Here is a 13,041-nt window from a genome sequence, read left to right as displayed (position 1 = left end):
CCAGCACGAGAAAGCCGGCTGCAAGCAGCAAGGTTTGCCAAATGGCGCGGGCACTGTGCGCTTCCGGCATTTCGGCGGTTGCAGACGAAATCAAAAACCCCCTAGCGGGAAATATTCAGTGCGGCGGCGAATTCGTTTAGGACCATGCGAACTTCGGAATCGAAGCTCAAGCCCCCACCGAAACGCCCCAGCCATGTTTTTGGTTCCATGATCTGGAACCCGTCATAAATGGCGGCGGCTCAGGTTGCCGTTTGGCCTGCCAGGTACTGCTCGAGCCAGTGAATATGATAATCGCCGTCGATAATATCGGTTTCCCGCACCAGCGCGCGGAACAGCGGCAGCGTGGTTTCGATGCCCTCCACCACCATCTCATCGAGTGCGCGGCGCAGCCGCATCAGGCATTCGGCCCGCGTCTTGCCGTGCACGATCAGCTTGCCGACGAGTGAGTCGTAGTAGGGCGGGATCACATAGCCCTGGTACACGGCGGAATCGATCCGCACGCCGAGGCCGCCGGGCGGATGGTATTGCAGGATCTTGCCGGGCGAGGGACGGAAGGTCACGGGGTTCTCGGCATTGACCCGGCATTCGATGGCGTGGCCGTTGACCTGGACCTGGTCCTGCGTGGCCGGCAGATCGCCGCCGGCGGCGATGCGGATTTGCTCCAGCACGAGGTCGATACCCGTGATCATCTCGGTCACGGGATGCTCGACATGGATGCGGGTGTTCATCTCGATGAAGTAGAACTCGCCGTCCTCGTACAGGAACTCGACGGTGCCGACGCCGAGATATTTCAACTGCTGCATCGCCCTGGCGACTGTGAGGCCGATCTTTGCCCGCGCGGCTGCATCAAGCGCGGGCGAGGGGCCTTCCTCCCAGACCTTCTGGTGGCGCCGCTGCAGCGAGCAGTCGCGCTCGCCGAGATGGATGGCGCCGCCACGGCCGTCGCCGAGCACCTGGATCTCGATGTGGCGCGGCTTGGCGAGATATTTTTCGAGATAGACCGAAGCGTCGCCGAAGGCGGACTTGGCTTCGTTGGCGGCCGTGGCCAGGGCAAGCGCAAGATCGGCTTCCGTCGGCGCAACCTTCATGCCGCGGCCGCCGCCGCCGGCCGCCGCCTTCACCAGCACCGGAAAGCCGATCGCTTTCGCGATCGCCATCGCGTCATCGTCCGGCCCGACCGCGCCATCGGAGCCGGGCACCACGGGAATGCCGAGCTTCTTGGCGGTCTTCTTGGCCTCGATCTTGTCGCCCATCAGGCGGATATGCTCAGCCTTCGGGCCGATGAATTGCAGATTGTGATCGGCGAGGATCTCGGCAAAGCGGGCGTTCTCGGAGAGGAAGCCGTAACCGGGATGCACCGCTTCGGCGCCTGTGATCTCGCAGGCCGCAAGCAGTGCGGGTATGTTGAGATAGCTGTCCTTCGACGGCGGCGGGCCGATGCACACGCTCTCGTCCGCCAGCCGCACATGCATGGCGTCGGCGTCAGCGGTCGAATGCACCGCGACGGTGGAGATACCCAACTCCTTGCACGCCCGCAGGATGCGAAGCGCGATCTCGCCGCGATTGGCTATGAGGATCTTGTCGAACATGTTGTCTCAAGTGGGCGAATGGCGAATGGCGAATGGTCTCCTTCTTCCCTATTCGCCATTCGCCATTCGCTATTCAATAATCACGAGTGGCTCGCCGAATTCCACCGGCTGCCCATCCTCGACGAGGATCTGCGTCACGGTGCCGGCGCGCGGCGAGGGAATCTGGTTCATCGTCTTCATGGCTTCGATGATGAGCAACGTTTGCCCGGCAGACACTTTTGCGCCGACCTCGATAAAAGGCTTCGCGCCGGGCTCCGGCGCCCAATAGGCGGTACCGACCATCGGCGAGGGCACGACGCCGGGATGCTTGGAGAGGTCGGCCGTGGCGGCGGCTGCGGCAGCGGCCGCCGGTGACGCAGCCGCTACGGGAGCGGCTGTGGCGAGCGGAACATTCGCCGGGATTCCGGCTGCGATCGAGATGTTGCGCGCGACGCGCACGCGCAAGCCCGCGCGCTCGATCTCGATCTCGGTGAGACTCGTCTCGTCGAGCAGGAGTGCAAGCTCGCGGATGAGCGCGCTGTCGTCGCTCGAGAATTTGGGTGTCGTCTTTGCGTCCGGCTGGCGCGCCATGATCTTGATCCGAAAACTCTGCTCTTGGTGGGTCGATTGGGTCGAGAAGCGTCAGGCCTTGGAGCCAGCGCCCACGGCCTTGACGCCGATCTTGGCGGCAAGGCCATTGATCGCCAACCGGTAACCGTCGATGCCGAAGCCGCACAGGACGGCAATAGCGGCCTTGGCGGTGAATGAATGATGCCGAAAGCTCTCCCGTGCATGGATGTTGGAGATATGCACTTCGACGGTCGGAATTGCGACGGCCTTCAGCGCATCATGCAGCGCGATCGAGGTGTGGGAATAGCCGCCGGCATTGATGATGATGCCGGCGGCTTTCCTGGCGTGCGCCTCGTGGATGAAATCGACCAATTCGCCTTCGCGATTGGACTGCCGGCAATCGGCTCTCAGGCCGAACTGCGCGGCTGTGTCGGCGCAGAGCTTCTCGACATCGGCAAGCGTAGCGTGGCCATAGGTCTCGGGCTCGCGGGTCCCGAGGAGGTTGAGGTTCGGACCGTTGAGAACATAGATCGTCTGGTCGGGGCTTTTGGCCATCCCAATCCCGGCAATGTGGCTGATGTGCGCGCGGTTATAGGTAACTCCCGCCTCGAGGGGAAGCCTTTAGGCCGCCAGGGTCCGCCCCAAATCCCTCATCCAGCTTGAAAAAAGCCCGGTGGAACTTACGGAAATTGCTGATTAACCAACGCTGACGATCGGTGTCGAGGGTGCGCCGGGGGGCGGGGTCCGCAAGAAGAAATAGGGGCGGGCACGCGGCCCGCCCCAATGAAAGTCTGTACCAGCGCCTTAGGCCTCGAGGATGGCGACGATCTCGTAGGTGTTAGGATCGATCACCAGGATCTGGTCGCGGACGCGGATAAACTCGTAGCCGCGCCACTGCGGATAGATCGTCACGACCTGCGCCGGAAGCGGACGGAAATGCACGCCCTCGCGCGGCACGCGCGTGCCGACCGAAATCGAGAAGTTCACGTTGTTCTCGGGCTGAACGTGCTCGCTGCGGAACACGGTGGTGATCTTGGTACGCTGGTCGCTGGTGAGCTTGGCGCCGGCGCCGGCCTGACCCGTAGTTGTCTGCGAGCGTTGGGTCGTGGTGCTGGTTTCGGCGGCGTTGGTGCCGCCCTTCTGCTGACCCTGCATCTTCGTGTTGCTCTGACCGGTGGTCTGGCCGGCCTTGTTGCGCTCCTCCGCACGCTGATTGGCGTTGCCGCTCTTGGTGTTCTCCTGAGCGTTCTGCTTCTTCATTGCGCCCGGCGACTTCTGCTCGGACTGGCCTTCCTTCATCCCGCCCTTCGTTTTCTCCTGGGCGTTCTGGTTCTTCATCGCGCCCGGTGACTTCTGCTCGGACTGGCCCGCCTTCATCCCGCCCTTCGATTTCGACTGTTCCGAAGATTCGGAGCCGGCAGCGTTGCCCGTCGTCGAGTGCTGCATCGTGCTGCCGCCGGACTCATTCTTCATGCCACCGCCCTGCGCGTAGGCAAGGCTGGTTCCGGCGATCAGCGCAAGTGCCGCGACCGAAGCCATGAAACGGTTGGACATATGGATACCTCCTCAGTGTTTGCATTGCCCGCGCGGACAACGAAAACGGCATCCGGGATGTTCCTTGCGCGAAGGAGTTCCGGCGCACGGTTTCCTGACTGCCGGATGAACGATTTCGCGGAACAAAAAGGCCGGCGCTGGCGCCGGCCTTTCCTTGGTCGCCAAGAGAAGCAGAGCGGTCAGCAGGTCGCCTTGCCGCAGCGTGCGATCGCAATCTTCTCCTTCAAGCCCTCGAGGCCGACCGCGCCGACCACAACCTGCTTGCCGATCACGTAGCTCGGCGTGCCGTTCATACCCATCGCCTCGGCGAGCTTGAAGTCCTCCTCGATCGTCGCCTTCACTTCGGGGCTCGTCATGTCCTTCTCGATCCGCGCCGTATCGTAGCCGGCGTCCTTGGCGGCGGCCATCGCGCGCGCCTTGTCGGCCGGGCCGCGGCCGCCCAGAAGCTTCGTATGGAAGGCGAGGTATTTGCTCGGATCCTGCATGCGCGCCGCGACCGCAACCTTGGCCGCCTCGACCGAGCCTTCGCTGAGCACCGGAAATTCCTTCAGAACGACCTTCAGCTTCGGATCAGTTTTTAGAAGATCCAGCATGTCGGCCATCGCGCGCTTGCAGTAGCCGCAGTTGTAGTCGAAGAACTCGACGAAGGTGACGTCGCCGTCCTTGTTGCCGAGCACGACGCCGCGCGGCGAATTGAAGATCTCGTCGGCGTTCTTGGCGACGCTCTCCTCATGCTTCTTCGCCTCAGCCGCAGCCTGGCGCTTGGAAAGCTCGTTCATCGCATCTTCCAGCACCTCGGGGTGGCTGACCAGGTAATTCCTGATGATGGTCTCGATGTCTCTGCGCTGGGTGTCGCTGAAGCTTTGTGCGAACACGACCATCGGCGCGCCGAACAAGGCGAGCGCGACCGAAGCGATGGCGATGAGGCGGAAAGAACGCATCGGGTGATCCCTCTGGATGGAGCTCGGTTTCCCTTGAAACCCAGTATAGCCTGACTTTCAGTATCCGATTAACACGGTGAACGCTTAATTATTCTTATGGCCGGGCAAGGGCTTGGCGGTAACGATATCGTCAGCCCTGACCCAGCCGGGCGAGCCGACGGCAAAGCGGGTCTTCGCGCGCGAGGCGAGTTCGCGGGCGGTCTTGCTGTCGCCGCTAAGATAGGCGGCCTGGGCGGAGGCGAGATCGGCCTCGGCGTAATCTCCCTTCCGGCCATAGGCCATCGCGAGCTGACTGTAGCCAAGCGGCGCCTCGGTCTCGCGGGCCACCGCAGCGCGAAGGATGGTGATCGCCTCGTCGGTGTAGGCCTTGTTGTCGGTAGCGACCAGCGCCTGCCCAAGTAACATCTCGATGAGGGGCGCGTTATTGGATAGCGCGACCGCCTTGTGCAGCGGGGCGATTGCCTCAGTGGGCTTTCCGCCCTCGAGCAGCGCCTGGCCCTTCAGTTCATAGAAATAGGGATTGTTCGGCTGCGCCTGGATTAGCCCATCGATCTGCGCCACGGCGTTGCCGAGATCGCCATGCAAGTAGGTCGTAATGGCGCGGGCATAGCGCGCCGGCAGGCTGGTGTTCGACAACGGATAGCGGCGATAGACCGTGTCCTGGCGCTCCATGAAGGCCGCAATTTTCGCCCGCACCATGTCGTGGCGGAATTGCAGGGCGGGAGGGTCCTGCTTGTCCCAATAGGGACTCTGCCGGGCCAGTCCCTCCAGCGCCGCGACGCGGTCGGCGGGCATCGGGTGTGATTGCAGATAGGGGTCAGCGCCGTGGGCGGCGAACAGGCTCTGGTCTGCGAAGCGCTTAAAGGTCTCGTACATGCCCTTGGGCGACTGGCCGGTCTCGGTCAGGAACTTCACGCCGGCACGGTCGGCGCTCTCTTCCTGTTGGCGTTGATAGGACAGCAGCGAGCGGCGAATCATCTCCTGCGGGCCTGCGATGGCCGCTGCGCCGGCGTCAGCCAGGCCCGCGCCGCCTGCGCCTTGGGAGGCGCCGGCCACCAAGGCGCCGGCGCCGAGCAGCATGGCGATGATCATCTGGGTCTGCGCCTGCGCCAGTTGCTGGTGCAGCTTGGCGAGATGGCCACCCGCCAGATGGCCGGTTTCATGGGCCAGGACACCGATCAACTGGTTCGGCGTTTCCGACTCCAGGATCGCCCCGTAGTTGACGAAAATGCGGTGACCGTCGGCAACGAAAGCATTGAAGGTGGGGTCGTTGATAATGACGATCTGGATATTCTGCTTCTCCAGGCCGGCAACCTTGAGGATCGGGCGGGCGTATTCGCGAAGAAGCTGCTCGGTCTCGGTATCGCGCAAGACCGGCGGCCCCTTGTGCTGCTGCGCCCGCGCCGGTTGCACCGGCGCGACCTGGGCGAGCACCAAAGTGGCGGCGACCAGGATAGCGGTCAAGCCGGAACTTCTTTTCGCGCGCGCGGGATCGAGCAGCATTGGGAGCCTAAAGCAATTGGCCTTTATGGCGGAGAAGGGCTATGCCCTAACAAGCCGTGGAATGCGGCTAGTCTGGGGCACCGGCGAAATCGGTTCGCGCTGGGTCCATTTGGCGGGATAAATAGCAGATAAGGATGGACAAGGCGACACCGAGAGAGCGCGCGGCGAACCTGCTTTCGGCCTCCGCACGGAGCGACGTTCCGCCGTTCATGGTCATGGACGTGATGAGCGCGGCCGAGCGAATCGAGGCGGCCGGCGGTCATGTGATTCATATGGAAGTCGGGCAACCTTCCGCGCCGGCGCCGCGAACGGCGATTGCGGCTGCCCGGCGGGCGCTCGAATTGGGCCGGATCGATTACACCTCTGCGCTCGGCATTCCGAGCTTGCGCGAGCGCATCGCCCGGCATTACCGCGACGTCTATCGGTGTGAGGTCGATCCGGGGCGAATCGTGGTCACCACGGGTTCCTCGGGCGCATTCATCCTGGCCTTCCTGGCCATGTTCGAGCCGGGCGACCGGGTTGCGGTCACCGTGCCCGGCTATCCACCGTACCGTCATATTCTCACCGCGCTCGGCTGCGAGCCGGTGCTGATCGAAACCGCCAGCGAAACCCGCCATGCCCTGACCGGGGAGGCGTTGCTCGCCGCGCATCGCGAGGCGCCGCTCAAGGGCGTTCTCGTCGGCAGCCCTGCCAATCCGACGGGAACCATGATGTCGCGGGAGGCGCTGACCGCGCTGATCGCCGCCGCTGAGGGAGCCGGGATCCGCTTCATTTCCGACGAGATCTATCATGGGCTCGATTATGCCCTTCCGGCGGTGACCGCGGCCGAGCTCTCGCCCCGCACGCTGGTCATCAATTCCTTCTCGAAATATTTCTGCATGACGGGCTGGCGGGTCGGCTGGATGGTGGTGCCGGAGCCGCTGGTGCGCCCGATCGAGCGGCTGCAACAGAATCTCGCGATCTCGGTGCCGACGCTGTCGCAGATCGCGGCTGAAGCTGCTTTCGATGGCACAGAGGAGATGGAGGCGATCAAGCGCGGCTATGTGGAGAACCGTCGCATCCTGATCGAGGGCCTGCCGAAGGCGGGCCTCACCGATTTCCTGCCCGCCGATGGCGCATTCTATCTTTATGCCGACGTCTCGCGGTTCACCTCCGACAGTTTCGACTTTGCCAAGCGCATGCTGGAGCAGGCGAGGGTGGCGGCGACCCCGGGCGTCGACTTCGATCCCTTCCACGGCAGGAATTTCATCCGCTTCTCCTATGCGCGCTCCGCCGAGGAGATGCGGGAGGCTGTCACGCGGATCGGCGGCTGGTTGCTAACCGGGGAGGCGTCTTGAACCTGCGCTACTGTCCCCAGGGGCAACCCTTCACCGTCGGCTGTATTCCGGGCGAGATCGGCCTCGGCGACAGGTTGGCGCCGGTCCGGCGATTGCTGATGGAGAAAATCCTGATCAAAGCCGGGCATGGCTGAACCGTCAAAACGGGGCGAATGATCGCATGAATGCGTCAGCGACAGCTTCGAGCCCTCTCGCCTCCGGTGCAGCCAAAGCCCGCTCCGCTATCGAAATCCTGCGCCGCGTGGCGCCCTACCTGCGACCCTACAAGCTCCTGGCGCTGGCAAACGTCCTCTGTGCGGTCCTGGCGCTCGGAGGGTCCTTCGCCTTTCCCCAGATCACGCAATACATCATCGATGACGTGATCAGCGGAGGCAAGGTCGCCCGGCTGCCTTACGCCATCCTCGCGCTGCTTTTGGCCTTCGCCTTGCGCGATCTCTTCACCTGGCTGCGCATTCTGGTGAACAATACGTTCGAACAAAATGTCATCTACGACATGCGGCGCGAAGTCTATGCACGGCTGCAGCGCTTGCCGGTCAACTTTTTCGATGACCGTGCGTCAGGTGATTTGATGACGCGGGTGGTCGACGATGTCGGCTATGTCGAGCGCATTTTGATCGACGGTACCGAGCAGGCCTCCATCGCGCTGCTCAGCGTGGCCTCCGTCTTTGTCATTCTATTCTTGAAGAATCCGCATCTGGCGATGCTGGCATTGCTGCCTCTGCCTCTGCTGAGCCTGGGTACATTCTGCTTCACGGTTACGGCGGTACGGTGGTATCGCGCCACGAAGCAGAGCGTGGGCGCGCTGAATTCTCTCCTGGCGGACAATCTTCAGGGCATCCGCCAGATCAAGGCCTTCGACAGGCTGGATCACGAGGACGCCAGGTTCGCCGGACAGGCGAACACGGTGCGCCATCAGACGCTGCGTGTTCTCAAAATATGGTCAGTCTATTCACCGGCAATGACATTCGTCGGCTCGCTCGGCACCGTGCTTGTGCTGTGGCGCGGCGGAGCGATGGTTGCGGCCGGCGAGATCAAGCTCGGCGAACTGGTTGGATTTCTGTTTTATCTCACGCTGTTTTACGAACCGGTCGCCAGGCTGCAGGCCTTCAACCAGATGCTGCAGTCCGCTCGCGCGGCGAGCGAGCGCGTATTCGACATTCTCGACACGCCCCAGGAACGCTCGTCGGGCGAGGATAAGGCGTCCCTGCCGGTGCCCGTGCAAGGGGACGTGCGCTTCGAGGAGGTGGGATTCAGCTACAATCATGGGCGGTCAGCCCTCGGCAATATCTCGATTCACGCGCGCCCCGGCACGGTCGTCGCACTGGTCGGCCCGACCGGGTCGGGCAAATCGACGCTCGCCAGCCTCCTGTTGGGGTTCTACTCGCCGGGCGGCGGCCGAATCCTTATCGACGGCGTCGACATCGCGACTCTCCCGCTGCATGTGCTCCGCGCGCAAATCGCGATGGTCAGTCAGGAGGGCTTCCTTTTCAACGGAACCGTGCGCGAGAACATCTTGTACGGCAAGCTTGAGGCCAGCGATGCGGAATTGCTCGCTGCTGCTTCGGCGGCGAATTGTCAGGACTTCGTTGCAAGGTTGCCGCATGGATACGATACGCAGGTCGGCGAGCGCGGCGTCAAACTCAGCGTTGGCGAAAAGCAGCGCATCAGCATCGCGCGTGCGCTGCTGAAAAACGCGCCCATTCTTGTTCTCGATGAAGCGACAGCGAGCGTCGATACCGCGACCGAAACGCTGATCCAGGAAGCGTTGCAAAGACTGATGGCTGGCCGTACTTGCTTCGTCATCGCCCACCGCCTGGGCACCGTGCGGCATGCAGATCAAATTCTCGTCTTGCGCGCCGGCGAGATCGTCGAACGGGGCACGCACGAGCAGTTGCTGGCTGCGGACGGCCTTTATGCCGAGCTATGCAGTATTTCTGCAGCCGCGCCCCGCCGGAAGACCGACGAGAAGAAGGGCGATTGCGTTATGGATCACGGGGCGGACGCGAGGTCGGCAGAGGACGAAGCGGCGTATCCGGGGAAATCTCCTCGATGATCTTGCCGAGCAGCCCGTGCGTACCGGACGGATCGAGCCAGCCCCATTCTCCGTTCGAATTGACCTCAAGAAAGAAATAGGCTCCGTCTGCCACCAGCATGTCGATCCGCCCATAGCAGAGTTCCAGGTCCGCCATCAGCGAGAGCGCGCCGCGCGCGATTTCCGGCGGTAATGGATGGACCTTCCACTCGTCGGTTACATAATCGGTGGCGAGCTCACGCCAATCGAGCGTCTGGTCGACAAAGGGATGCCGCGCCAGCTCGAAGGCGAACAGCTTGTCGCGAACGACGGCAATGGTCACGTCTTTCTCGGCAACGACCAGGTCCTGGATCGTCCAGGGAATGGCGGGATCCAATTCGCTTTCCTCGACTGCCGTGGTGTAAAACACCGAAGTCTTGTCGAGTCGCGTCGAACTCAGGCTTTTGACCACCGACCGTCGTCGCGGCCGCAGCGCCTGTGGCGAACCAAACAGACAATTGAAAGGCGGGACGGCAAAATAGCGGCTCGCGGCGCGCGCCTGCATCAGCTTGCCGCAGCGAACGTCCGCGAAAGGCTCGACGAGAACCAGCCGGCCGCGCGACCACAACAGGTTCATGGCCTCGCGCATCATGTACCAAAGCTCTTCCTCGATGTAATTGTCTCGATCGGACACCGCAATTCCGGGGGTGAGATCTTTCGAGCGCATCGGCTTGCGCCAATAGAACTTGGCTACCTCGCGATCGGTAATCTTGCGGCCGACTGGATTTTCGATCTCGAAGCCCAAAGAGGTCAGCCGGATCTTGTAATCGTGCCAGAGGTTGAAATTGAATCGGAAAATCCGCTCGGTGCCGATCTTCGACACCAGGAGGTCCGTCGTTACGTCATGGGAATTGGTGTAGATGAAGGTGATGCCAGGGGCGCCTGTCATGACATTCCTGACGGAATCTCCGAAATCCCTTGCCCCGGCAATGGAAGGCCCCTCGCGGCTAGTCTGCTGCAAGGGGCTTGAGATCGACGGCACCGGCGGGTGCAGGTGCGATCGCGTTACCTGTCGTCGCCGCCGTTGTCTGTCTCGCCGTCAAATCGCGTCGAGCTCTTCATGTAGATCTTGCGCGATTCGAAATTTTCATCGTCCCAGCGCTGTTGTTTGGCGTGGTCGTAGACCGGCTCGATGCCGGGAGCGACCTGATCGATTTGGATTTTTTTGCGAGCAACGTGTTCAAGCGAGATCATCGTCTTATTCTCCAAATGTTGGAAACCCAGGTAAAGGAAGTCCGCGTGAAAACAGGATCTTGGCAGAGAGCTAGGCACAGGACGATTTGGGTGCAGGACAAACGACTACGACGGCTCCGCCAATTTCGTGCGGAGCGTCCCGATCCCTACGCGCGTATAGGATAATATCGGGTTCCGTTCAAGTTAGTGTGCCTGGTCGCGACGACACCGTCCTTTCGGTGAAACGGGCACCGCCTCGCCCCATCACGATCGACTCGACGCACCCAAACCTTGATTCGATACGGGATTCGGGTTCGAAGGCGCGCTTTGCATCCATCATGCGCAAAACAAAGGCGTCGGTTCAGCCGGCGAGCGCGGCGATGAACTCCCGCTCCGCCGGCGTGACGCGGCGCTCTTTATGCCGCAAAAGGAAGAAGCGCCGGTTCGGCAGAGTAATCGCAAGCCGGACCAGCGTTCCTGCGCGCAGCGCGTTGCCAGCGACCAGCCTGGAGATCAGCGTGGCGCCGGCACCGGCCTGTACGGCCGTGCGCACCGCCTCGTTCGAGGGCAGCTCCAGCGCGATTTCGATCTCCTTCAGGGTGATGCCAAACTTCTTCAGAGCCGCCTCGAACACGGCGCGCGTGCCGGAGCCTTTCTCGCGCACGACCCACTCGATGTTGCGCAATTCCTGCGGCTTCAGTGCGCGCCGTTTGGCGTAAGCATGCGTGGGCCCGACCACCAGCACCAGTTCATCTTCGATGATCGGGTGGACCGAGAGGGTTGGCGCGTCGACGTCGCCTTCGACCACGCCGAGATCGGCCTGTCCGGCTTCGACCCAATTCGCGACCTGTTCGGTATTGCCGATCCGCAAATCGATCGAGATGCCCGGATATTGCTTGCGGAACTTGAATAGCGGCGCAGGCAGCCAATAGTTGCCGGCGGTCTGGCTCGCTGCCACGCTCAGGTGTCCTCGCTTCAGCCCGGAAAAGTCGGATAGCGCTGCTTCCGCGGCACCGGCGCGCGCCAGGACCGCGCGCGCGTCTGGCAGGAACTGCCGGCCGGCGTCGGTCAGGCGGATGTTGCGACCGATGCGGTCGAACAGGCGGGTGGCATAACGCTCTTCCAGGGCGGCGATGGCCGCGCTGGTCGCCGACTGGGTGAGGTTGAGACGTTGAGCAGCCCTGGTCACGTGCTCGAGCTCGGCGACGGCGACAAAGATCCTGAGCTGCTCCAGCGTCATGACGGCATCTCCTATGAGATGAGTTTGACCAGCGCGAGGCTAAAGCCCGCGATGAAGAGGAAGGCGACCGCACCGAGCAGCAGCGGCCGCAACCCGCGCGCGCGAAGCTTTTTGATATCGGTCTCAAGCCCCATGGCGGCGAGTGCCATCGACAAGAGGAAGGTCGTTGCGGTGACGAGCGGGCTCTTCACCTCGGGAGGAATCGCGATCGCGCTGTTGAGCGCGACCATCGCGATGAAGCCGAGCACGAACCACGGCATCGGCGCGCTGGCCTTCCGCGAATGATGTCGGGCGGCACTGCTGCGCGCGAGGAAGGCGAGCGTCATCACCACCGGCGCCAGCATCGCAACCCGGGTGAGCTTGGCAATGGTGGCGAACTCGCCGGCCTCCTTGTTGATCTGGAATGCGGCGGCGACGACCTGCGCGATCTCGTGGATCGAGGCGCCACTCCACAGGCCATAGGTGCGGGCATCGAGGTGCAGCAGCGCTGGCAGCAACGGATAGGTGAACATCGCAATTGAGCCGAACAGCGTCACGCAGGCGACGGCATAGGCGACGTCTTCGTCAGGAGCGTTGGTGACGGTGTTGGTCGCGATCACGGCGGAAGCACCGCAGATCGAGGTGCCGGCGGCGATCAGTTGCGCGAGCTTGTGCTCTACGCCGAGGAGCTTTCCGAATGAGGTCGTGAACAGGAAGGTGGCACCAAGTGCCAGTACGATGACGACGATGCCGCTATAGCCGACGGCCAGGATCTGCGCGGCCGTGAGCTGCAGCCCGAGCAGGATGATGGCGAGGCGCAGCAGGCGGCGCATGGCAAAGGTGACGCCGGCTTTCGCGCTGTGCGGCGTGCCGACAATATTGTGGAAGAGAATGCCGGCAAGGATCGCCAGGATCATCGGACTGAAGATCGCAGCCGCTGGAGCGAGCCTGAGGCCGAACGCCGTTATCGTGACAAAGGTGACGAGAAAGAGGCCGGGGATCGTGGCGGCCGTGGTCGAAACCGCGCGGGAGACGAAAGCTGGTTCAGATGGGGCGGCGTCTGCGATGGCGAGATGAGCCTTGTCGGTCATGGCCGAGCTCCTTT

13 protein-coding genes are annotated in these 13,041 nt (G+C 62.7%); 3 read left to right on the top strand and 10 right to left on the bottom strand.

Going from position 1 to position 13,041, the window contains the following annotated elements; genetic code table 11:
• Positions 1-239 precede the first annotated feature (239 nt).
• From accC to VKR55_RS14550, 6 genes are all read right to left on the bottom strand, one after another.
• The gene (gene accC / locus VKR55_RS14575) at positions 240-1,589 is read right to left on the bottom strand and encodes an acetyl-CoA carboxylase biotin carboxylase subunit (protein ID WP_324404546.1); all 1,350 of its coding nucleotides are present in this window, start codon (positions 1,587-1,589) and stop codon (positions 240-242) included.
• Positions 1,590-1,658: 69 nt separating this feature from the next.
• A complete protein-coding gene (accB, locus tag VKR55_RS14570; RefSeq protein WP_324404544.1) occupies positions 1,659-2,159 on the bottom strand; it encodes an acetyl-CoA carboxylase biotin carboxyl carrier protein in 501 nt (166 codons plus the stop codon).
• Between the two features lie 51 nt (positions 2,160-2,210).
• Positions 2,211-2,693, bottom strand: a complete 483-nt coding sequence (gene aroQ / locus VKR55_RS14565; protein WP_324404542.1) for a type II 3-dehydroquinate dehydratase — start codon at positions 2,691-2,693, stop codon at positions 2,211-2,213.
• 249 nt (positions 2,694-2,942) lie between these two features.
• Positions 2,943-3,692, bottom strand: a complete 750-nt coding sequence (locus tag VKR55_RS14560; protein WP_324404540.1) for a DUF1236 domain-containing protein — start codon at positions 3,690-3,692, stop codon at positions 2,943-2,945.
• Positions 3,693-3,871: 179 nt separating this feature from the next.
• Positions 3,872-4,633 (bottom strand): DsbA family protein, encoded by a 762-nt coding sequence (locus tag VKR55_RS14555; protein ID WP_324404538.1) that lies wholly within the window; start codon positions 4,631-4,633, stop codon positions 3,872-3,874.
• Positions 4,634-4,717: 84 nt separating this feature from the next.
• Positions 4,718-6,136, bottom strand: coding sequence for a M48 family metalloprotease (locus VKR55_RS14550; RefSeq protein WP_324404536.1), 1,419 nt, complete (start codon positions 6,134-6,136; stop codon positions 4,718-4,720).
• A gap of 134 nt (positions 6,137-6,270) precedes the next feature.
• Between VKR55_RS14550 and VKR55_RS14545 the strand changes: the two genes are divergently transcribed.
• The 3 genes from VKR55_RS14545 to VKR55_RS14535 all read left to right on the top strand — a co-directional run bounded on the left by VKR55_RS14545 (position 6,271) and on the right by VKR55_RS14535 (position 9,526).
• On the top strand, positions 6,271-7,473 hold the full coding sequence (locus tag VKR55_RS14545; protein ID WP_324404534.1) for a pyridoxal phosphate-dependent aminotransferase: 1,203 nt from the start codon (positions 6,271-6,273) through the stop codon (positions 7,471-7,473).
• Positions 7,470-7,607 (top strand): hypothetical protein, encoded by a 138-nt coding sequence (locus VKR55_RS14540; protein ID WP_324404532.1) that lies wholly within the window; start codon positions 7,470-7,472, stop codon positions 7,605-7,607. Before VKR55_RS14545 ends, VKR55_RS14540 begins: the two co-directional genes overlap by 4 nt.
• A 107-nt stretch (positions 7,608-7,714) precedes the next feature.
• Complete coding sequence (locus tag VKR55_RS14535; protein ID WP_324404530.1) at positions 7,715-9,526, top strand: ABC transporter ATP-binding protein; 1,812 nt, start codon at positions 7,715-7,717, stop codon at positions 9,524-9,526.
• Here the strand turns inward: VKR55_RS14535 and VKR55_RS14530 are convergent.
• The 4 genes from VKR55_RS14530 to VKR55_RS14515 all read right to left on the bottom strand — a co-directional run bounded on the left by VKR55_RS14530 (position 9,456) and on the right by VKR55_RS14515 (position 13,027).
• Positions 9,456-10,433, bottom strand: a complete 978-nt coding sequence (locus VKR55_RS14530; protein ID WP_324404528.1) for an MvdC/MvdD family ATP grasp protein — start codon at positions 10,431-10,433, stop codon at positions 9,456-9,458. The two genes, VKR55_RS14535 and VKR55_RS14530, sit on opposite strands and share 71 nt — an antisense overlap.
• A gap of 116 nt (positions 10,434-10,549) precedes the next feature.
• Positions 10,550-10,738, bottom strand: coding sequence for a hypothetical protein (locus VKR55_RS14525; RefSeq protein ID WP_324404526.1), 189 nt, complete (start codon positions 10,736-10,738; stop codon positions 10,550-10,552).
• Between the two features lie 340 nt (positions 10,739-11,078).
• Positions 11,079-11,957 carry a LysR family transcriptional regulator gene (locus tag VKR55_RS14520; RefSeq protein ID WP_324404524.1) on the bottom strand — a complete coding sequence of 293 codons (879 nt, stop codon included), beginning with the start codon at positions 11,955-11,957 and terminating at the stop codon, positions 11,079-11,081.
• 11 nt (positions 11,958-11,968) lie between these two features.
• Positions 11,969-13,027, bottom strand: coding sequence for a YeiH family protein (locus tag VKR55_RS14515; protein WP_324404522.1), 1,059 nt, complete (start codon positions 13,025-13,027; stop codon positions 11,969-11,971).
• Positions 13,028-13,041: the final 14 nt, after the last annotated feature.

It is taken from the genome of Bradyrhizobium sp., assembly GCF_035309285.1.
Classification (GTDB): Bacteria; Pseudomonadota; Alphaproteobacteria; order Rhizobiales; family Xanthobacteraceae; genus Bradyrhizobium.
This window is presented reverse-complemented; position numbering and strand designations above follow the sequence as displayed.

Coding starts and splice junctions, on each gene's coding strand:
- aroQ (WP_324404542.1), bottom strand. CDS start 2,693: ATGGCCAAAAGCCCCGACCAGACGATCTATGTTCTCAACGGTCCGAAC.
- VKR55_RS14545 (WP_324404534.1), top strand. CDS start 6,271: ATGGACAAGGCGACACCGAGAGAGCGCGCGGCGAACCTGCTTTCGGCC.
- VKR55_RS14560 (WP_324404540.1), bottom strand. CDS start 3,692: ATGTCCAACCGTTTCATGGCTTCGGTCGCGGCACTTGCGCTGATCGCC.
- VKR55_RS14530 (WP_324404528.1), bottom strand. CDS start 10,433: ATGACAGGCGCCCCTGGCATCACCTTCATCTACACCAATTCCCATGAC.
- accC (WP_324404546.1), bottom strand. CDS start 1,589: ATGTTCGACAAGATCCTCATAGCCAATCGCGGCGAGATCGCGCTTCGC.
- VKR55_RS14520 (WP_324404524.1), bottom strand. CDS start 11,957: ATGACGCTGGAGCAGCTCAGGATCTTTGTCGCCGTCGCCGAGCTCGAG.
- VKR55_RS14550 (WP_324404536.1), bottom strand. CDS start 6,136: ATGCTGCTCGATCCCGCGCGCGCGAAAAGAAGTTCCGGCTTGACCGCT.
- VKR55_RS14515 (WP_324404522.1), bottom strand. CDS start 13,027: ATGACCGACAAGGCTCATCTCGCCATCGCAGACGCCGCCCCATCTGAA.
- VKR55_RS14555 (WP_324404538.1), bottom strand. CDS start 4,633: ATGCGTTCTTTCCGCCTCATCGCCATCGCTTCGGTCGCGCTCGCCTTG.
- VKR55_RS14525 (WP_324404526.1), bottom strand. CDS start 10,738: ATGATCTCGCTTGAACACGTTGCTCGCAAAAAAATCCAAATCGATCAG.
- accB (WP_324404544.1), bottom strand. CDS start 2,159: ATGGCGCGCCAGCCGGACGCAAAGACGACACCCAAATTCTCGAGCGAC.